Genomic DNA, 17,894 nt, shown 5'->3' with positions numbered 1-17,894 from the left:
TCAGATGTTGTAGATGCCAGTCTTGTAGCCGGCGAGGTTGTCGCGTTCGACGAACCACCGCACGGTCTTGTCGATGCCGCGACGAAAGCCGTCGAGACCTTCGTGTTCGGGCTTCCAGCCGGTCAGCGCGCGCAGCCGGCTTGCATCGGCGAGCAGGCGTTCTACTTCGCTGTGCTCCGGGCGTAGCCGCGCTTCGTCGGTTTCGATGCGAATGTCGGCGTTCATCGTTTCCGCGATCAGCTTGACCGTGTCGCCGATGCTGATCTCGAAGCCGCTGCCGGCATTGAGCACCTGGCCGACCGCCGCGTCGCAGTGCATGACGGCTTCGAATGCGCGCACGGTATCGGCGACGTAGTTGAAATCGCGCGTCGGGTGCAGCGCGCCGAGCTTGATGGCGCGTCGCCCGTCCGCGATTTGCATGACGATGCTCGGAATCACGGCGCGTGCTGACTGACGTGGCCCGTAGGTGTTGAACGGACGCAGCACGGACACCGGCGTGCCGAACGAGCGATGGAACGACAGCGCGATCTGGTCTGCGCCGATCTTCGATGCGGAGTACGGCGACTGGCCCTGCAACGGATGGTCTTCGGAGATCGGCACGGTCCGCGCGGTACCGTAGACCTCGCTCGTCGACGTGTGCACGACGCGCGCGCCTGAATCGCGCGCGGCCTGCACGACGTTCAGCGTGCCCTTGATGTTGGTGTCGACGTAGGTATCCGGCGAGTGATACGAATACGGAATCGCGATCAGCGCGGCCAGATGCAGCACGACGTCGCAGCCTTCCATGGCCTTGCGCACACCGTTCGGATCGCGGATGTCGCCGGCGAAGATGTCGAGCTCGGAGCGGATCTCGGCGCTAGAACGGTCGAGCCAGCCCCACGAGTTGAACGAGTTGTACAGCACGAACGCGCGAACGTCGTGCCCCGCACGGACGAGATGTTCGGTCAGATGCGAGCCGATGAATCCGTCGGCACCGGTGATCAGGATTTTCCGTGTGGACGACATGCGTTTCCTTGTCAGAAGTCGGCGGCCTTGCGGCGCTCGTGTGGCAACCCGGATGCATCTCGCTAGTCGTCGTCGAACAGGGTCATGTTGCGTTCCAGTTCTTCGCGCGGCAGCAGCGGATCCATGTCTTCCATCGGGCGCGACGCCAGCGTGCCGTCCGGCTTGCGGTACGAACTCGCGCGGAAACGCTGCTGCGTCTGCGAGATTCTCATCTCGACGATCCACGGGCCATCGTCGTCGAACACGCGCGCGATCGATTCCTTCAGTTCCGCGTTCGTCGAAATCAACAGATAGTTGAGCCCGAACGCCGCGGCGAGCTGCTCGAAGTCCGGATTGCCGACGCCGGAATGCGCGTCAGTGCCGACCTGACGGCCATCGAAAAAACGCGTCTGCGTGTTGCGGATGCTTTGATAGCCGTCGTTGTTGCTGATGAAGAGTTTCGCGTTCAGCCGGTTGTGACCGAGGAACATCAGCTCCTGGATGTTGAACATCACGCTGCCGTCGCCCGTGACGAGCACACCGCGGCGGCGGCGATCGTCCGCGATGCAGGCGCCGACGAGCGCGGGGAGGTCCCAGCCCATCGCGCCCATGCATGCGCTCGTGAACGCGATCTGTCCGTCCTTCACGCGATGGTTCTGGTACGCGATGATGCAGCCGTCGAGCGAGTTGCCGCTCACGACGATGTCGGTGTCGCCGAGCTGGCGCGAGAGTTCGTCGTACGCTGCGTAGATGTCGACGTGCTCCTTCTGCAGATGCTCAGCGGCGGGCATGGGCGGATACTCGCGCTTCCACATTGCGCACGCGTCGAGCCAGCGTTGCGGCATCCTGCTCGCGGTCAGCGCGCCGCGTGCGTCGAGCTGCGCGCGAAACGCCGCGATGAATTCGTTCACATCCGCGAGCACCGGCAGGTCGATCGCGATGTTGCGTTTCTCGAGGTCGCCCTCGTCGATGTTCACGAGGATCTTTGTTGCCTTCGGTGCGAATTGGTCGCTGAAGCCGATGGCGGAGATCGACAGACTGGTGCCGATCGCGAGCACGAGATCCGAATTCTGCAGCGCGAAGTTCGCGCGACGCTGGCCGCCGGGGCCGATGCGCCCCTGGAAGCACGGATGCTCGTCGGGGAGCACGTCCAGCGCGCTGATGGTCGACATTGCCGGCACGCGCAGATCTTCCAGCAGCCTGCGGAACGACTGACGCGCGCCGCCCAGCACCACGCCGTTGCCGTACAGCACGACGGGCCGCTTCGCCGCTGCGAACAGTTCCGCCACCTTGCCGACCGCATCATGATCGAGCTTCGGCGTCGCGCGGTGCTCGGGCTCGTAGCCGCGCTGCTCGTCGGGCTCGATCATCGCGGACTGGATATCGAGCGGCAGATTCAGCCACACAGGCCCAGGGCGGCTCGCACGCGCGAGGTACAGGCACTTCTCCAGTTCATGGCGAACGTCCTCGCTGCGCGTGACCGTCACCGCGTGCTTCGTGACGGGCTGCGCCATCGGCGTGATGTTGATTTCCTGCGGACCGACCTGACGCTGGCGCCCGTAATCCGCCATGATCGCCGTTCGCACCTGGCCGGAGATCACGAGCACAGGGATCGAATCGACCCACGCGCCAGCAACCCCGGTGAGCGCGTTGGTGCTGCCGGGGCCGGTTGTGACGAGGCACACGCCGAGGTTTTCGCTCACGCGCGCATACGCGTCCGCAGCGATTGCGCAGGCCTGCTCGTGGTAGTTGCACCAGTAGCGCAAACCGGGCGCGCGGCCCAGCGCGTCGCATAGGTACATGATGCCGCCGCCGGACACCATGAACACGTCCTTGACGCCCGCTTCGGCCACGCGCTGGAAAACATAGTCCGCCACACTGATCGTCATCTCGGTTAGCCCGGTCGAAAGTTAGTCTGCGCCCAACATCGAGGCCTTCATGGGTTCGCGCGTGCGCGTCTGACGCATGGCGCGAACGCCTGCGCTTCTGTCATGCTCCGCTCGCCGCGTGCGACGTGCCATGCCAGGGTCCTGTGAATCGCGTCGTCGAGCGGAATCGCGGCACGTACACCCAGTTCCGCTTCGACGCGCGCAAGCGAAGGCAGATACGCGGACGGCGCCGCGCCCGGCACCGGCGTGCCCTTGACGACGACGGCATCCGCGGGCGCGCCCGCCGCCTTCGCGACGCGCTGCGCGAGCTCACGGATCGATACGGCTTCGTTGCCGCCGACGTTGTACGGTGCGCCGCTGCGGCCGCGACTCATGATCGTGAGCAGCCAGACGACGAGATCGGCCGCGTAGAGATACGAGCGCAGCGGCGCGCCGTCGCCGCCCACGACGATCGTGCGTCCATGCAGCGCATCGCGAATGAAGTTGCCGATCGCGTAGTTGTGCTCGAGCGGCAGATACGGGCCGACGAACGCGAAGCAGCGTGCGATCCGCGCATGGAAGCCATGCTGTTGCGCGGCCGCGGCCGTCATGATCTCCATCATGCGTTTCGTCTGTCCGTAGACGGTTCGCTCCGATGCGTAGTCGGCGAGCCCGTTCGGACCTTCGGCGTATCGCGTGCCGTCGCTTCCTTCCGACGGCAGATAGACCGAACCCGAACTCGTCAGCAGAATCGATTTCGACTGATGCCGGACGGCCATTTCGATCACGCGACGCGTTCCGTCGATTGACGTACGCAACTGCCGTTCGGCCCAGTCCGCGCGCTGGTCCACATTGCTTTCGGATGCGGCATGCAGGATGTGCGTGCACGGTTGCGCGGGCATCTCGAAGCCCGTTACGTCTCCCTCGACGAAACGCAATGCGTCGTGGTCGCGCAGATGCGGCGCGCGCGCGTCGAGAAAGTGTTCGGGCGCGCGGCTGAGCGCGGTAACGGTGAGGCCGAGCCGATGCGCGTCGTTCGCCCAGAGCACCGACTCGATCAGCCAGATGCCGAAAAAGCCGGTGGCGCCGGTCAGAAACAGATGCGCGCCGCGCAGCTCGGACCAGACCGGCGCGAGTTCCCGGCAGACGTGCTCCAGATCGTCGCGAAACAGCGAGTAGCCGTGCGGAATGTCATGCATCGCTATTCTCGAAGTTGATGCGCTCGTGTTCGACGACCATCGGGCGCCGCACGGTGTGCGTGACGAGCAGGCCGATGTATTCACCGAGCAGCCCGACGAGCAGGAACAGCATGCCGAGGAAGAAGAAGAGGCTGATGGCGAGCGGCGCGATGCCCATCTGGAATTCGCTCCATGCCATCAGCTTGCGAACGAGGTAGTAGATGCCCATCAGAAAGCTCAGGCCGCTCATGCAGACACCCATGACGGTTGCGAGCCGCAACGGCGCCTTCGTATGATTGACGATGCCGAGCAGCGCGCTGTCTAGGTACACGAAGAACGTGCCCTTCGATATGCCGCGCTTTCTGACCGGCTTGTCGAAGGGCACCTCGGAGCGCGGGAAGCCGAGTTCGCAGATGAGGCCGCGAAAGTACGGGTAGGGGTCGTCGATGTCGCGCAGGATGTCCATCACCGCACGGTCGTACAGACCGAAGCCGGTGAAGTTCTGTACCTGCTCGACGTCGGAGATGCGTGTGATCAGCTTGTAGTACGCCTTGCGCAACAGCGGCTTGATGCCGCGCTCCTCGTGCTTCCTGCGCACCCCGATCGCGATCTTGAAGCCTTGTTCCCAGCGCCGGAGGAATTCGGGCAACAGTTCGGGCGGGTCTTCCAGATCCGACGCCATGCCGATCACCGCATCGCCGCCGGCGAGCAGCAGCGCGTGATAGGGCGAGCGGATGTGACCGAAATTACGCACGTTGACGATCGCTTTCAGGCGCTTGTCCTGCTTCGCGATCGCGCGTATCACGTCGACCGTTCCGTCGGTCGATGCGTTGTCGATCAGGATGATCTCGTACGCGTACTGCGGTACCTGAAGCATCGCCTCGGTAATGCGGGCATGCAGTTCCGCGATGTTGTCCCGTTCGTTGAAACAGCCCGCGACGATGCTGATCAGTTTCCGGTTGCTCATCCGCGCTGTGCCCCCTTGAAAGTGAAGCGGTCGTGGCCGACGTACGAGATCACCATGCCAGCGGCCATAAGCCCGCCCTGTGCGATCCAGAACGGCACGCCGATCACGTTGACGAAAAGCCACAGCCCAGCGATGCCGATCAGCGCGTTGCCCCCATAGACGACGTAGCAGCGCAGGTACTCGCGCAGCCAGCCGCCGCTCGAACGGAACACGAACAGCTTGTACGCGAAAAACGCCTCGGTAATGCAGATGACGTTGGCGATCGCACCGATCGCGACGATGTGGAGCCAGCGGGTCAGTGCGTAATAGAGGCCGGTCGACACGCAGTACGCGAACGCGGTATTGAACCCGCCGATCAGCAGGAAGCGGAGGCCCTTGCCCCCGGTGCGGCGATTCGCGATCGCGAGCAGCGCTCGTCGGGGGCTGTGCGTCATGACCGGTCCGGGAGCGGCGAAGGGCCGGGCATCAGAAGTTGACGCCGAGATACGTTTCGATCCTGCTTGCCGCGTACTCCAGCTGTGCTTCGCCGAGCCCCGGAAATACGCCGATCCAGAACGTGTTCTCCATCACGATGTCCGTATTGGTGAGTTCGCCGCTGACGCGAAAGTGGCGCCCGCTCATGTACGGCTGGCGGGTCAGGTTGCCGGCAAAGAGGAGACGCGTGCCGATCTTTTCCTGGTCCAGGTACGTCAGCAGGTCGACGCGGCGCACGCCGGCTTCCGGCCGGATCGTGAGCGGAAAGCCGAACCACGACGGATCGGCGTTCGGCGTCGCGGTGGGGAGCACGAGCTGCGCTTCGCAGGTCTTCAGGCGCTCGGCGAGCCACGCAAAATTGCGCCGGCGCGCTTCGATGAAGCGGGGCGCGCGCTCCAGCTGCGCAAGCCCGCACGCGGCCTGCATGTCGGTGATCTTGAGGTTGTAGCCGAGATGCGAGTACGTGTACTTGTGATCGTAGCCTTCGGGCAGTTCGCCGAGCTTCCAGCAGAAGCGCTTCGTGCAGGTGTTGTCCTTGCCCGGCGCGCAGTAGCAGTCGCGACCCCAGTCGCGGAACGACGCCGCGATCTGCTTCAGTTCGTAGCTGTTGGTGAAAACCGCGCCGCCTTCGCCCATCGTGATGTGGTGCGCGGGATAGAAGCTGAGCGTGCCGATATCGCCGAAGGTGCCGACGAGCTTGCCGTCGTAGGTCGAGCCTAGCGCGTCGCAGCAATCCTCGATCAGCCAGAGGTGGTGGCGCTTGCAGAGCGACGTGATCGCATCGAGATTGAACGGATTGCCGAGCGTATGGGCGAGCATGATCGCTTTCGTTTTCGGCGTGATCGCGGCTTCCACCTTCGATGCATCGATGTTGTACGTGCCGAGCGCGATGTCGACGAATACCGGCACCGCACCGAACTGCAGCGCCGGATTGACGGTGGTGGGAAAGCCCGCGGCGACGCCGATCACTTCGTCGCCCGGGCGGATCGCGCGGTCGCCGAGCTTCGGCGACGTCAGCGTCGAGAAGGCAACGAGGTTCGCGGACGATCCGGAATTCACCGTGATCAGGTGCTCGACCCCGAGGAACGATGCCAGCCGCTGTTCGAATGCATCGTTGAAGCGGCCAGTCGTCAACCAGCCATCGAGCGATGCGTCGACCATCGACACCATTTCGCGGGCGCCGATGACCTTGCCCGATGGCGGCACCGTGGAGACACCGGGGATGAATTCCGGCGTCCGGGCGGCTAGCGCGCCGTACTCGTTGACCAGTTGAAGAATCTGCGTGCGAAGCTGTGCGAGGTTCGAGGTCAAGAATCTACTCCAGGTAAGCGCGAATCTGGGCGTGACTCAATCGATGCATGTCGGCGCTGTCAATAAAGGCCTGGTGCCATTCGACGATCCGGTCGATCGTCTGCGCAAGCTGCCAGCGGGGTCGCCAGCCGAGCAACTCGCGGGCCTTCGAGCTATCGAGCCTGAGCACGTTTGTCTCATGCCTCGCGTCGTCGCCTTGCGCTCGCCATCCTGCATGGCCGCCCCATTGCGACGAGAACCGCTCGACGATCCATTGCACGGGCCGCGTATCGGCGTCGTCTGGAGCGAAGTTCCACGCGCCGGCGTACTCGGAGCCTTTTTCATAGAGCGCCTGCGCGAGCTTCAGATAGCCGCCGAGCGGCTCCAGCACGTGTTGCCACGGCCGTACGGCCGCCGGGTTGCGGATCGCGACGGGCTCGCCCGCGGATAGCGAACGGACGATGTCCGGGATGAGCCGGTCCTGCGCCCAGTCGCCGCCGCCGATCACATTGCCCGCTCGCGCGCTTGCGAGCGCCACGCGATGCCGCGCGAAATCCGTGGCATTGAAGAAGCTGTCGCGATACGACGCGGTAATGAGTTCGGCGCAGGCCTTGCTGTTGCTATACGGATCGAAGCCGCCGATGCGGTCGTTTTCCCGATAGCCCCACATCCATTCGCGGTTCTCGTAGCACTTGTCGCTCGTCACGTTGACGACCGCGCGCGCGAAATCCGTGCGCCTGACGGCCTCGAGCAGATTGACGGTGCCCATCAGGTTCGTCGAATAGGTTTCGAGCGGCGCTTCATACGAGCGTCGCACCAGCGGCTGCGCGGCCATGTGGATGACGATCTCCGGGCGATGCGCGTGCAGCGTCCCCGCGAGTCTGTCGAAATCGCGAATGTCACCGATGACGGAACGCATCGACGCGCCGACGTTCGCGACCTCGAAGAGACTCGGCGCGGTGGGCGGCGCAAGCGCATAGCCGGCGACATCCGCGCCAAGCTGCTGGAGCCACAGGGACAGCCAGCTGCCTTTGAACCCCGTGTGTCCCGTAACGAGCACGCGCTTGCCGTGCCAGAACGCGCGGTCTACACCCATATCTTCCATGGCGCGTTACCCGTGGACCACAGCTGTTCGAGATAGGTCTTGTCTCTGAGCGTATCCATCGGCTGCCAGAAGTCGCGATGAAACCACGTCTGCAGTTCACCCTTCGACGCGAGCCTCTCTAGCGGCTCGGCTTCCCATGCGGTGTCGTCGCCTTCGATGAAGTCGATCACTCTCGGGTTGAGGATGAAGAAGCCGCCGTTGATCCACGCGTTGTCGCCGCGCGGCTTCTCGCGAAAGCTGCGCACGACATGACCTTCGAGGTCCAAAGCGCCGAAGCGTCCCGGTTGCTGCGTGGCGGTGACGGTAGCGAGCTTGCCGCTGGAGCGGTGAAATTCGATTGCAGCGGTGACGTCGACGTTGCCTACGCCGTCTCCATACGTAAAGCAGAAGTCTTCGCTTCCGAGGTAGCTGCGGACCCGCTTCAGACGACCGCCCGTCATGGTTCGCTCGCCCGTGTCCACCAGCGTCACTCGCCATGACTCGGCGCTGTTCTGATGAACGTCCATCTTGTTGTTGCGCATGTCGAGCGTGATGTCGGACATGTGCAGGAAATAATTCGCGAAATACTCTTTGATTACATATCCCTTATAGCCGCAGCACACGATGAAATCGTTGATGCCGTGCTGGGAATAGATCTTCATCACGTGCCACAAGATCGGCCTGCCGCCGATTTCGATCATGGGCTTCGGTTTCAGATGCGTTTCTTCGGAGATTCGGGTGCCCAGTCCACCGGCAAGCAAGACAGCTTTCATGTCTCGTGGCGTCCTTAGTATTCCGACCGCGCTAAGATAGCGCGATGCCGGTTTGAGTGCCAGCATTGTTTTGGTGTTTTCGCCTGCTTGATGCTGCGCTTAAGAGTTACGCATAGATGAAACAGCTTCAGGCGCTCTTCTGGCTGCTGCCTAAGGGTTTACGTCAGATTGGAGAATGCATTTCCGTGAATTTCTATTTGAATATTTGCTTGAATTACATTAGCTTTAGGACAATCTATCTAGGGCAGTTGTATCCGCAGCGGATATTGAATGGGTATGCGACACATGGCGATGTGCCGGTGCATCGCCGTCAAGACGCGCGCGAGACGTGTGTCGACGCGCTGCTACTGGAGTTCCGGAATGATGAAGGTGCGGTAGTTGAATGACGTGGGAACGTCGGGAAAGTCGCCGGGCGAGATGCCGCACATGCCCAGGTACTTCGCGTCCCACGTCTGGTCCGCTTTGCGTTCAAGGCGGAAGTGCCGTTGCGGAGAGCACTTCCTGTCCATGTTGTTCAGGTTGGACAGCATCTGCCATTCAATGGTCACGCGTTCGCCATCTACCTTGCATATCTTGCCTTGCAGCAGCAGTGTCGAGGCAGGCGTCGCACACACATCGGGGCGATTCTCAGCGGGAGAGAACGACAGCGCCACCTGACTACCAGGCTGAAAATAATTCAGCGGCGTGCGCAGGAAGCCCTGGCCGATTTCGTCGGTGGCAGCGGCCCCATAGAGCTGCACGAACATGTTCAACGTGCGGCGCCTGTCGAGCTTCGTTGCGAGGCCGAGCGACTGGGCCACCTGCAGACGGTCGTCCTGCATCAGCACGGCTTTGAGGGTGTCGGGGTCGTCGGCGAGAACCGCTTCGGTTGCCGCGGAATGGTTCGAGCGGTTGAGCAGATAGGGATTGGGGTGATACTGCATCAGCAGCGTGGTGATTTCATCGTCGCCGGAGCGGACCGCTAGCATCAATGGCGTATCGCCGCGCGCGTCCTGGGTGTTTTGCCGTGCGCCCTTGGTGATCAGAAGCCGGATCAGCGGGGGGTAATGCGCTGCGACCGCGCGCGTCAGGTCGTCGTTGTAGTCGAACTGCGCAAGCGCGCTGAGCGGAACGGTGGAGCACGCAATGAACGCCAGAAGGGAAGCGATTCTCATGCTGGCGTTTGCATCCATGAGCGGCTAACATGTCTGCCGATGTTTCTAAAGGGCGTTTCCACAAGCCGGTACGACAGTTCCGCGAGGCAAAGCGAAGCGATCAGGACGGCCGCGAACTGCAGCGCATAGCCTGCGCGCGTCAGCCTGAAGAAGTCGGGTACGTATTCGTACAGCCGGAAGTAGAGATCGTTGTAGACGTCGATGATCAGCATGTGCCCCAGGTAAAGCGAGTAGGAGCGGGAGCCGACGTATTCGAGAAACGTGGATATGCCTGGAACCGGCACGATCCATCCGCGCTCGAGCGAGGCAAGCGCCACGAGGACCGTGGACACCGCGCCATAGCTGATGAACGCGGCGCTTGAAACGGAGAAATAAAACTGGCCGCTCGTGCCATCCAGAACCTTGGTGTTCGTCACGCCCGGGAGCAACGTGAGCAGCGCGCATAGCGCAAGGCCGATCAGCGTTTTTGTCAGCGGATAGAGCCTTGGGCTTAGCGCGAGCAGCACGAAGCCGGGCAATTCGGCGCGCTTGTGCCAGTTGGTCTGCGAGCCCAGCACGCGTTGATAGCTCGGCAGCAGCAGGGCAAGCATGGCCCCGTAAAACAGTTCATCGAAGCGGGTATGCGACAGGTTCGCGATGCTGGCCGCGGTTAGCGGCCTTGCGACGAAGAGGACGAGCGCGACACCCACGCCAAAAGCCACGAGGCGTCTTGGCGTGCTGCCGCATAGCACGAGAAGGACGGGTGCGATCAGATAGAAATGCTCTTCGATGGACAGGCTGTAGTAATGCGCGAGGTTGCTGGTGATGCCGCCATAGACCATCGCATAGTTATAGATGCCGCCTGCGAACGCGACGCCTTCGCGAAAGATGTCCTGCGGCCTGGCGTAGCTCTCGATGCTGCCGTTCGCCGCCATGATGACCGCCACGAGCCAATAGAGCGCGATATAGAAGAACGCGGATGGCGCGATGCGAAACACGCGGCGCACATAGAATTCGGCGATCGCCCGCTTGCCGTTTTGCAACCGTTCGAGCGTGCTTGAGCCGGATTTCGCCGGTAACGTCCGAAGAAAGGAGGTCGTGACGACGAAGCCGGAAATGACGAAGAACAGATCGACGCCGGTAAAGCTTGAATAAAGGTAGGGCGAAAAGAGTTGTTTGAAGGGCGCGTGGACCAGGATGGTTAGCAGAACGGCGATCGCGCGAAGACGTTCGATTTCGAGGTTCTTGCGAGTGGTCATCGATCCTGTTCCAGAAGAGAGGAGCGCGTTCCTGCGAACGATTGTACCCGTGTAGGCGTATCCGGTGTGAGTCGATTGGCCATATCCAGGCCAACCGTCCTACATTTCCGACGACGATTCGTGCTGCTCGATGCCTCGCGCCACCTCGAGCATTCGTGCGCGCTTCGCAGTAAGGCGCCGCATGATGGCGGCGCGGGCCGGCTTCTCCAGGGTTCGATAGACGAGTGCCGAAAGCACGGTGGAGATCGCCAGAAACACCGCGACGCGCCCGAGGATCATCGGCACGTGTTCCTTGAGGTTCAGGCCGGGGTCGACCCGGAATAGCGGAAAGACGAGCGTGTGAATGAAATACAGCGAGTAGCTGATGTCGCCGACGAACAATAGCAGCGGAAGCGACAGCAGCTTCGATGCGATGCTCTGCTCGCGGATCAGGAAATAGATGGCCGGCGGTACCGCGGCGATATAGAAGAAGTGCGTGGCCGTATTCTCGAAGAACCGCGGCATCGAAAACACGATCTCGCTTAAAAACGACGCGACGATGTAGAGGATCGCGCAGACGCCGGCTAGCAGGCCGAGCCGATCCATAGCCATGGCGCTAGCGTATTGCTTGCGCGCGAGCCACATCTCAGCAATCCCCATGCCTGCAAGGAATTCGAAGCAACGGCCATAAGGGCAGTAATAGACGAGCCAGGAATAGACACCAAGCGAACTCGATTCGCCAAGCGTTGCCGCGATCCAGTGCTGCGTTGCATCGGAATCCGCCAAGACAAGAAACATCGCGCGCGCGAAAATCGACGCAACGACGATGAAGAGCCCGCGCGACATCGACGGCTGGTTTTGCTGGCGCATCACGATGAGCGGCACGAACAGCACATAGAAGAACAGTTCCGTGCTGACGGACCAGGCCGGATTGCCGAAATACTGCGACACGGTCACGTTCACGTCCTGGACGACCGCATACACCCAGGACTGCACGCCGAGGAGATAAAGCGGCAACGTGGCGACATAGAGGGACGCGCCGGAGGTGTCGCCGTTCGACAACGACCGGCAGATGTTCAGGACGAAGTTGAACAGCACATAGGCGATCAGCAGCGGGTAGAGGCGCGCGATACGTGCACACAGGAACTGCGCGATGCCTTCCGAACGGTTGGCGGCGATCCGGTGTGCATAGTTGTAGTACATCACGAAGCCGCTGAGCACGAAGAACATCGTCATGCCCAGAATGCCCGTCTTGATGAGCGCCGGTTTAGCCGATGTGGCGCCGAGCGGCAGCATCAGCAACGTGACGTGATTGGCGACAATCAGAAGGGCGGCGAATCCTCTGAGGCTCGTCAACGGGTGGATCGTCGGTCGCATGGTCGAGGTCCAAATCCTTTGCCGCTGCTAACGATACCCCTTGAGGTTTTCGCTGGCTAGACCGTGATCGGCAAGCCGTGCAATGTTTTCGCCACGTGTGGGAGGCGCAGGTCGACGTGGTCAGGGCGCTTGATGCGCATATCGCCGCGCGCCGTGCTTGTTGTTTACGCCTCCACTGCAACGGACCCGAACAGACGCTCGAGCCGGCTGCGCTGCGCGGGCAGCAGACCGGGCGTCGCCGAAGCCTGGCTGATGCGGGCGCGCCAGTACGCGCCATTGAACAGTTGCGTTGCGCCACCCGCCTTCAGCACGTGCTCAAGATGCGAGATCGCGGCTTCGACGTTCTGCGGAGTGTAGGGGTTCGTAAAGGAACTCGTATGGGGCCTTGCGTTCATGGGTCGTTGTATGGGTCTGTTCTGCATGGTAGCGTCGGGTCTCTCACCAGGCTGACGGACCATCTTGGCCTCGATTTATTTCAATCGTTCGTACAGCGCGGGCCAATCGACCGCGACGAGCGGAATGGTCGTGTCGCCGCGCGCGGTACGAGAAAAAGCGCATCCAGCCGTCGAGAAAGATGCCGAGGCCGGGACGCAGCAGGCGCGGCGGCCGCGCGACGAGCGGCGCTACGGTGCGCGGAATCTGCGCGGCGAGTTCGTCGAGACGCGGTGCGCTGGAAGCGTTGCCGCCTTCGCTCGCGAGAAATGCCTGAACCGCTTCGTCCACCGTGCGGCTGCACAGTTCGACGAACGTCACGCCGAGGTCCTTCAGGTGCACCGTGATCTCGTCCGGCGTGGTGTCGTGCCGCGGCACACGCTGCAGGATGACCCGCCGCACGTGCTCCGGCGCCGCGCGGAAGCTTGTTTCGCCGTGATGCAGCGCTTCGGTGAAAAGCGGGTAGCTGGCCAGCCACCCTCCCGAACGGACCTCGTCGAATACTACAACGCTGTGCACGAAGGGGCGTCGCTGCAGCACATCGAGCGGATGCGTAACGCGATGGTCGAGGCTCCGCGCATCGGTCCGTGGGCAATCATCTGGGTGCAGACTATTGCCGCGATGCTGCTGTTCGCCGTGGGCGCGGTGGTGCTCGCATGGCTGCGCATTTCCGCGCTGTATCTGCCGCCGCTGTACGTCGACGTGATCGCGGCCGGCCTGCAGATGGTGTTCATGGGCGTGATCAACGTGTTCTTCTATCTCGACCGGCGGCTCATCGTGACGGGGCTCGTCGGCGGCTTCGTGGTGTTGAACGTGATCCTGACCAGCGTCACGCTCGCGCTGAATCCGGCGTGGTATGGCTACGGGTTCGCAGGTTCACAGCTCGTTGTCGCGCTGGCGAGCCTTTACCTGCTCGATCGCAAGCTCGACGTGCTGGAGTATGAGACATTCATGCTGCAATGACAGGTGGAAGAATGGACCATGGTCGGCATCGCTCAACCGGTATTGCCGTCGATTTGGATCGCAGCGCCTGGAAGCGGGGAAGGGAGAAGGGTTGCGACTGTCACAGACCAGCAGAAGCCGAAGTTTCGGCCAGACATTGTCTTGCAGGCGACAATTGGCTGATTTCGTGCTGGTTATTGGATAGTCGCCGCGACGGATTTACATCAGTCGAAGCACAATTCTCTGGAGAAGCGACTGCAGGTCGCGTCTCGTATCAACCACGAGGTGAATGAAAACGGTTCCGTCTCGCACTTGATAAATAGTCGGCCCTGAACAATTCGTTTTGTCACGCAGATGAAGCTACGCCGCCGAGAGCGCAGCGGTTTGGGAGCAGATCAAAGCGATGAGAATCAGGGCGTAAAAAAGCCGCAGCTTGCGCAGGATCATCCGCAGATTGTGGCCAGCGCCGCACGGCACCGCATGTATTGCATCGCCTAACGAACCCTTGAGCCAATTGCGATCGAGCCGGCCTTCATGTGGCCGATGGCCGGCTCGATCGCGCTGCGACGCCGGATCATTGCTCGCAGCCCGCGCGTAATACCGCGTCGCAAGCCCGGGTGATAGACCTTCACGCCTTCAACGGCGACGCCCTTGTAGTCGCGATCGACGACGGCAATCTCCGCTTGAACGTCGCTCAAGATCGCCGCCTGTTCCAATGCTTCGGCCAGCGTATGCCCGTCGTACGGATTGCCTGGCATCGAGCGCGCTCCCACCACCAAGCCCTCCCGATGCGTCGTCGTGATCGACACCTTCACGCCGAATTCGTAAGGCTTGCGGGCTTTGCCCTTCGCCAGGCACTCGACTTCCGGCGCGTGTAGTGCGTACAGCTTGTTCTTGTCTTTTTGCTTCTGCGACAGAATCCGCTTCGTACGGCCGATCAATTCTTCCAGCGCCGCGCGGCTTTGCTGCGCCACTCCATCGAGTTGCCGTTCGACGTCACGCATCACACGGCCCACGCGCGAGCGCAGGGTCCGCAGCGCCTTCTTCATCCGCTTGTACTGCTTCGCGTGCGCATAGCGGCCGATCTGGCTCTCCAGACGCGGCGCTTAGCAAGTCTTCAGCCTGCCGTGCCGCATCTGCCAGCGAAGCCCGACTGGCGCACATCGACGCGAACGGATGCGGCGCGCAGGAGAATGATCTTGCCTTGTTTGTCGGACTGGACCCGATAGAGCAGTCCCGGATCATCCGTGACGGAATGGACGCGATCATGGTGCAGCGGATCGCGCGCGAGTGGCTCGACATCCCTGTGCAGCAATTACTGGCGAGTCTTCGTCTTCCTGCCAGTACTATCAACCGGAAGATCGCGCAGGGGAACGACTGAACTTGAGCGAGGCTGACCGGGCAGCCCGGGCTTTGCTGATCCATGCGCACGCAAACGACGTATTCGAGGATGGCAGGTTGGCGGCAGAGTGGATGAAACATCCCCACGCCGAGCTACGCGCAGAGCGTCCGATCGATATGCTGGACACGCAAAGCGGCTACGATCGAGTCAGGGAGATCCTGACGCGAATCGCGTACGGTATTCCCGTATGAGGGTATTCCGGCTGGCCAAGGACAGGTCCGCCCAGATTCGGGCAGTGTTGCCATCCCGCAGAACTGAGGTCGTGTCTACGTAATAGTCTTGTGTCTCGGCATTGCCGACGAACACCCAGTTGCCGGTCAACGCTACGCTCGATGCCACCGCGAGCATCGCACCGAACAGCCACTTTCTGACCATGCCGAACCCCTGATTTCTTGTGTTCACGTGCTCGCCTGTGCGAGCGCGTAATGTTCGTCATTCAGGTTATCGGCGTGCTTTCTACGTCCTTGAGATGCGAAAGCCGGTGATATGCAGGTCGGGGTTCGACGGCTAGTTGTGGCTGCGCTCCGATGCACGCTCGGCTGCGAATACGAAGGCCTTGTCCATCCGGTACTTTGTGACATAACCGATTGCAAGGCCGACTACTGCTCCGACGTACCGCATGGCCTCGGTGTGAAAGTGATGCTGGAACAGGAATTCGCTGCCCCAGAAAATCGCGGTGGTGAAGACACCGGTCGACGTGTACAGCAGGAACGTGCCGGCATCATGCTGCACGTTCTTTGCCTTCCAACGGAATATCCAGCGCTTATCAAGGGCGTATTTGACCACGAGCCCCACCGCGGTCCCGCATGCAACCGAGAGAGGGATCGAATAAGGGCCGGGGTAGGCGCGTACTGCGATAGCCTGAACAGCGATATTCGACGCCGTGGACAGGCAGGCAAACAGGGCATACAAAATGGCTATGGTCATCTGGGCCTCATGGCTTCCGGAACAAGATCAGCGTCCTTGCTGGTCGGTATCGAGAAGACTTAGGCATCTTGGGTTCGCCTTCGCCTTTCTCAGAATCTCCGCGATGAAGGTGAGCATCGCCAACGCCTCGATGCAGAATCCCCACAGCCAGACGAGTCCGTGCTTTGCGGTCTCGGAGCTACCGTCACCGAATACCGCAGATGCCAGTGAATAGAGAATCAGACAACTTCCTATCGCGAACATGGCGTCACATCCCGTGCCGTTGAATCTGTTGGACACAAGCCGTCGAGCTGCCCAGAGCGCTGCCGGCACACTCGCAATCAGAGAGCAGACCATCAGCGCCCAGTACGGACCGTCTCGTAGCGCATTAACCCATGTCGAGGCGGACAACGCCACCGTGAACCGGTAGCCAATTGAGTTTTTCGAGGACGGATCTTCGAAATACCTGTAGCGGTCCGGAAGGAAGGGACGCGCCATTCGTATCCCGTTCGTCAACGGTCCAAAGAACGTTGCCGGCTGTTTGATGAAAAGAGGTAGTAACCGAAGGCGGCTGGTCGCGAAAATGCCGGGGCAAGGGAAGTTCTCGCTGAATCCGGGCGTATAAAAGGTGCCGCCAATTCCTTTCACGCATTCATCCGGCAGGTGGAGTGCCTTGACGGCTCGGTGAGGTCTGTGAGCGAAACGCAGTACTTCGCCGAGATACGTGTCCATGTTGTTTGCGAGCTTGATGTTGTGAGCCAGACCGGCATTGGTCGGGTTCAACGCCGAGAAAGCAATCGGAGCTGCGACACCCACTACAGCAAACACGATGCCGACGTATGAACGCCAGCGCCTGAACATCAGAAGGCCGACGGCAAGTCCAAATGCCGCGGCCAGCGGCACGTATTGCTGTTTGCTCAACCCAAGGAAGATGAGACCGGACAGCGCGACGCTCACCAGGACCCGAGTTGGCTTGCGGCGGATGGTCCACATCAACCACAGCGACGATGCGCAGATAAAGGTACCGAAGATGACTGTAAATTCGTTGTAGAGCGTATTGAAGAACGCGAGGTAGGCGAAGTCTCCGAACATCAACGCGAAGGACACGGTAAGCATGACTCGTTGCCACCACGCCTCGGCAGCTGCAAGCAGCAGCGCGATTGTCGCGAACGTCGCGAGTGCCCGTATCGATCCGATCCATCGATAGTCAATGTGTGCGCCATACGCGTGCAGTTTCGTCGCGATATATGGGAAAAGATCGTCGATCGAGACGAGACAGAGATCGCGGTGGTAGTCCCGATCGTAGATCAGGTTGTTGACCGGGCCGTCCCAGTGCGGGTCCAGTTTGTGGGAACCCGTGTCAGGCCACAGGCCGACGCAGCTTTCGACGCGAAGGAAATCGTAGTTGTTCGGATACGCGATGAGCGGGGAAGCGCCAACTATTGACGCCATTTTCGCGAAGGTGAGCAGCAGGAAAACAACGATAAAAAGTTGATGCAGGCGAACCGATGTCTCTCGGTTGCCAGATTGCGGAAAAGCCATTCTCTCCAGCCGTCTTATGGCCTTGCCAAGCATGAAAGGCCGCCTGGCTGTAGTTGTAAGTCTAGTATCTTACCGTGTCTTTCTTGCTGATGGCGGCAAATGATTGAACTGTTTGGTCAGAACGCTAGAAATGCTTCGTGTGGATTCGACCCTAAGCACGCTTGTATTGCAGAGGCGAGCGCCGAACTCAGCCCGAGACGTAGCTCGGGCTACTAGTCACGCGTGCCGGAGAAGGCTGGAAACATTTCGTTGCCTGATGTGGACGATGTAATGGTCCACAACTATTTATTTGACTGGCAGTTGA

17 protein-coding genes and 2 pseudogenes are annotated in these 17,894 nt (G+C 61.2%); 3 read left to right on the top strand and 16 right to left on the bottom strand.

Annotation, left to right across the window (positions count from 1 at the left end; translation table 11 throughout):
• The 13 genes from DVS29_RS20685 to DVS29_RS37365 all read right to left on the bottom strand — a co-directional run bounded on the left by DVS29_RS20685 (position 1) and on the right by DVS29_RS37365 (position 13,338).
• Positions 1 to 1,005 (bottom strand): NAD-dependent 4,6-dehydratase LegB, encoded by a 1,005-nt coding sequence (locus DVS29_RS20685; protein ID WP_118182353.1) that lies wholly within the window; start codon positions 1,003 to 1,005, stop codon positions 1 to 3.
• 62 nt (positions 1,006 to 1,067) lie between these two features.
• Complete coding sequence (locus DVS29_RS20680) at positions 1,068 to 2,873, bottom strand: thiamine pyrophosphate-binding protein (protein ID WP_118182352.1); 1,806 nt, start codon at positions 2,871 to 2,873, stop codon at positions 1,068 to 1,070.
• Between the two features lie 47 nt (positions 2,874 to 2,920).
• On the bottom strand, positions 2,921 to 4,051 hold the full coding sequence (locus tag DVS29_RS20675) for an NAD-dependent epimerase/dehydratase family protein (RefSeq protein ID WP_118182351.1): 1,131 nt from the start codon (positions 4,049 to 4,051) through the stop codon (positions 2,921 to 2,923).
• Complete coding sequence (locus DVS29_RS20670) at positions 4,044 to 4,997, bottom strand: glycosyltransferase family 2 protein (protein WP_118182350.1); 954 nt, start codon at positions 4,995 to 4,997, stop codon at positions 4,044 to 4,046. Before DVS29_RS20670 ends, DVS29_RS20675 begins: the two co-directional genes overlap by 8 nt.
• A complete protein-coding gene (locus DVS29_RS20665; RefSeq protein ID WP_118182349.1) occupies positions 4,994 to 5,431 on the bottom strand; it encodes a GtrA family protein in 438 nt (145 codons plus the stop codon). The genes DVS29_RS20670 and DVS29_RS20665 overlap by 4 nt, the downstream gene beginning before the upstream one ends.
• Positions 5,432 to 5,462: 31 nt before the next feature.
• A complete protein-coding gene (rfbH, locus tag DVS29_RS20660; RefSeq protein WP_118182348.1) occupies positions 5,463 to 6,782 on the bottom strand; it encodes a lipopolysaccharide biosynthesis protein RfbH in 1,320 nt (439 codons plus the stop codon).
• 4 nt (positions 6,783 to 6,786) lie between these two features.
• The gene (gene rfbG, locus DVS29_RS20655) at positions 6,787 to 7,866 is read right to left on the bottom strand and encodes a CDP-glucose 4,6-dehydratase (RefSeq protein ID WP_205962486.1); all 1,080 of its coding nucleotides are present in this window, start codon (positions 7,864 to 7,866) and stop codon (positions 6,787 to 6,789) included.
• Positions 7,848 to 8,618: a glucose-1-phosphate cytidylyltransferase gene (rfbF, locus tag DVS29_RS20650; RefSeq protein ID WP_118182346.1), complete on the bottom strand. Its 771-nt coding sequence runs from the start codon at positions 8,616 to 8,618 to the stop codon at positions 7,848 to 7,850. Before rfbF ends, rfbG begins: the two co-directional genes overlap by 19 nt.
• Positions 8,619 to 8,962: 344 nt before the next feature.
• Positions 8,963 to 9,790 carry an ankyrin repeat domain-containing protein gene (locus tag DVS29_RS20645; RefSeq protein ID WP_118182345.1) on the bottom strand — a complete coding sequence of 276 codons (828 nt, stop codon included), beginning with the start codon at positions 9,788 to 9,790 and terminating at the stop codon, positions 8,963 to 8,965.
• A complete protein-coding gene (locus DVS29_RS20640) occupies positions 9,769 to 11,010 on the bottom strand; it encodes an acyltransferase family protein (protein WP_118182344.1) in 1,242 nt (413 codons plus the stop codon). Before DVS29_RS20640 ends, DVS29_RS20645 begins: the two co-directional genes overlap by 22 nt.
• Positions 11,011 to 11,109: 99 nt before the next feature.
• Positions 11,110 to 12,366, bottom strand: a complete 1,257-nt coding sequence (locus tag DVS29_RS20635; RefSeq protein WP_118182343.1) for an acyltransferase family protein — start codon at positions 12,364 to 12,366, stop codon at positions 11,110 to 11,112.
• Positions 12,367 to 12,530: 164 nt separating this feature from the next.
• The gene (locus DVS29_RS20630) at positions 12,531 to 12,761 is read right to left on the bottom strand and encodes a hypothetical protein (protein WP_118182342.1); all 231 of its coding nucleotides are present in this window, start codon (positions 12,759 to 12,761) and stop codon (positions 12,531 to 12,533) included.
• 43 nt (positions 12,762 to 12,804) lie between these two features.
• On the bottom strand, positions 12,805 to 13,338 hold the full coding sequence (locus tag DVS29_RS37365) for a hypothetical protein (protein WP_164707948.1): 534 nt from the start codon (positions 13,336 to 13,338) through the stop codon (positions 12,805 to 12,807).
• Here DVS29_RS37365 and pelG point away from each other — a divergent pair.
• Positions 13,285 to 13,761 (top strand): annotated as a pseudogene (gene pelG / locus DVS29_RS37360) (exopolysaccharide Pel transporter PelG); the annotation flags it as partial. The gene DVS29_RS37365 and the pseudogene pelG sit on opposite strands and share 54 nt — an antisense overlap.
• A gap of 339 nt (positions 13,762 to 14,100) precedes the next feature.
• On the opposite strand, the pseudogene DVS29_RS20615 reads toward pelG, so the two are convergent.
• Positions 14,101 to 14,846 (bottom strand): annotated as a pseudogene (locus DVS29_RS20615) (transposase family protein); the annotation flags it as partial.
• A 98-nt stretch (positions 14,847 to 14,944) separates the two neighbouring features.
• On the opposite strand from DVS29_RS20615, the gene DVS29_RS37895 reads away from it, so the two are divergent.
• Together DVS29_RS37895 and DVS29_RS37890 are read left to right on the top strand one after the other, a co-directional pair.
• A complete protein-coding gene (locus DVS29_RS37895; protein WP_240655709.1) occupies positions 14,945 to 15,121 on the top strand; it encodes a hypothetical protein in 177 nt (58 codons plus the stop codon).
• A gap of 2 nt (positions 15,122 to 15,123) precedes the next feature.
• Positions 15,124 to 15,333, top strand: a complete 210-nt coding sequence (locus DVS29_RS37890; RefSeq protein WP_240655708.1) for an MbcA/ParS/Xre antitoxin family protein — start codon at positions 15,124 to 15,126, stop codon at positions 15,331 to 15,333.
• A 316-nt stretch (positions 15,334 to 15,649) separates the two neighbouring features.
• On the opposite strand, the gene DVS29_RS20605 is transcribed toward DVS29_RS37890, so the two are convergent.
• Together DVS29_RS20605 and wsfD are read right to left on the bottom strand one after the other, a co-directional pair.
• Positions 15,650 to 16,069: a GtrA family protein gene (locus tag DVS29_RS20605; protein ID WP_118182341.1), complete on the bottom strand. Its 420-nt coding sequence runs from the start codon at positions 16,067 to 16,069 to the stop codon at positions 15,650 to 15,652.
• Positions 16,070 to 16,096: 27 nt separating this feature from the next.
• A complete protein-coding gene (gene wsfD / locus DVS29_RS20600) occupies positions 16,097 to 17,623 on the bottom strand; it encodes a glycan biosynthesis hexose transferase WsfD (protein WP_118182340.1) in 1,527 nt (508 codons plus the stop codon).
• Positions 17,624 to 17,894: the final 271 nt, after the last annotated feature.

The sequence above is a fragment of the Paraburkholderia phosphatilytica genome (assembly GCF_003443895.1).
GTDB lineage: Bacteria > Pseudomonadota > Gammaproteobacteria > Burkholderiales > Burkholderiaceae > Paraburkholderia > Paraburkholderia phosphatilytica.
This window is presented reverse-complemented; position numbering and strand designations above follow the sequence as displayed.

Excerpts from the sequence above, each read along its gene's own strand:
- DVS29_RS20685 (WP_118182353.1), bottom strand. The coding sequence starts at position 1,005 with ATGTCGTCCACACGGAAAATCCTGATCACCGGTGCCGACGGATTCATC.
- DVS29_RS20680 (WP_118182352.1), bottom strand. The coding sequence starts at position 2,873 with ATGACGATCAGTGTGGCGGACTATGTTTTCCAGCGCGTGGCCGAAGCG.
- DVS29_RS20675 (WP_118182351.1), bottom strand. The coding sequence starts at position 4,051 with ATGCATGACATTCCGCACGGCTACTCGCTGTTTCGCGACGATCTGGAG.
- DVS29_RS20670 (WP_118182350.1), bottom strand. The coding sequence starts at position 4,997 with ATGAGCAACCGGAAACTGATCAGCATCGTCGCGGGCTGTTTCAACGAA.
- DVS29_RS20665 (WP_118182349.1), bottom strand. The coding sequence starts at position 5,431 with ATGACGCACAGCCCCCGACGAGCGCTGCTCGCGATCGCGAATCGCCGC.
- rfbG (WP_205962486.1), bottom strand. The coding sequence starts at position 7,866 with ATGGAAGATATGGGTGTAGACCGCGCGTTCTGGCACGGCAAGCGCGTG.
- rfbF (WP_118182346.1), bottom strand. The coding sequence starts at position 8,618 with ATGAAAGCTGTCTTGCTTGCCGGTGGACTGGGCACCCGAATCTCCGAA.
- DVS29_RS20645 (WP_118182345.1), bottom strand. The coding sequence starts at position 9,790 with ATGGATGCAAACGCCAGCATGAGAATCGCTTCCCTTCTGGCGTTCATT.
- DVS29_RS20640 (WP_118182344.1), bottom strand. The coding sequence starts at position 11,010 with ATGACCACTCGCAAGAACCTCGAAATCGAACGTCTTCGCGCGATCGCC.
- DVS29_RS20635 (WP_118182343.1), bottom strand. The coding sequence starts at position 12,366 with ATGCGACCGACGATCCACCCGTTGACGAGCCTCAGAGGATTCGCCGCC.
- DVS29_RS20630 (WP_118182342.1), bottom strand. The coding sequence starts at position 12,761 with ATGAACGCAAGGCCCCATACGAGTTCCTTTACGAACCCCTACACTCCG.
- DVS29_RS20605 (WP_118182341.1), bottom strand. The coding sequence starts at position 16,069 with ATGACCATAGCCATTTTGTATGCCCTGTTTGCCTGCCTGTCCACGGCG.
- wsfD (WP_118182340.1), bottom strand. The coding sequence starts at position 17,623 with ATGCTTGGCAAGGCCATAAGACGGCTGGAGAGAATGGCTTTTCCGCAA.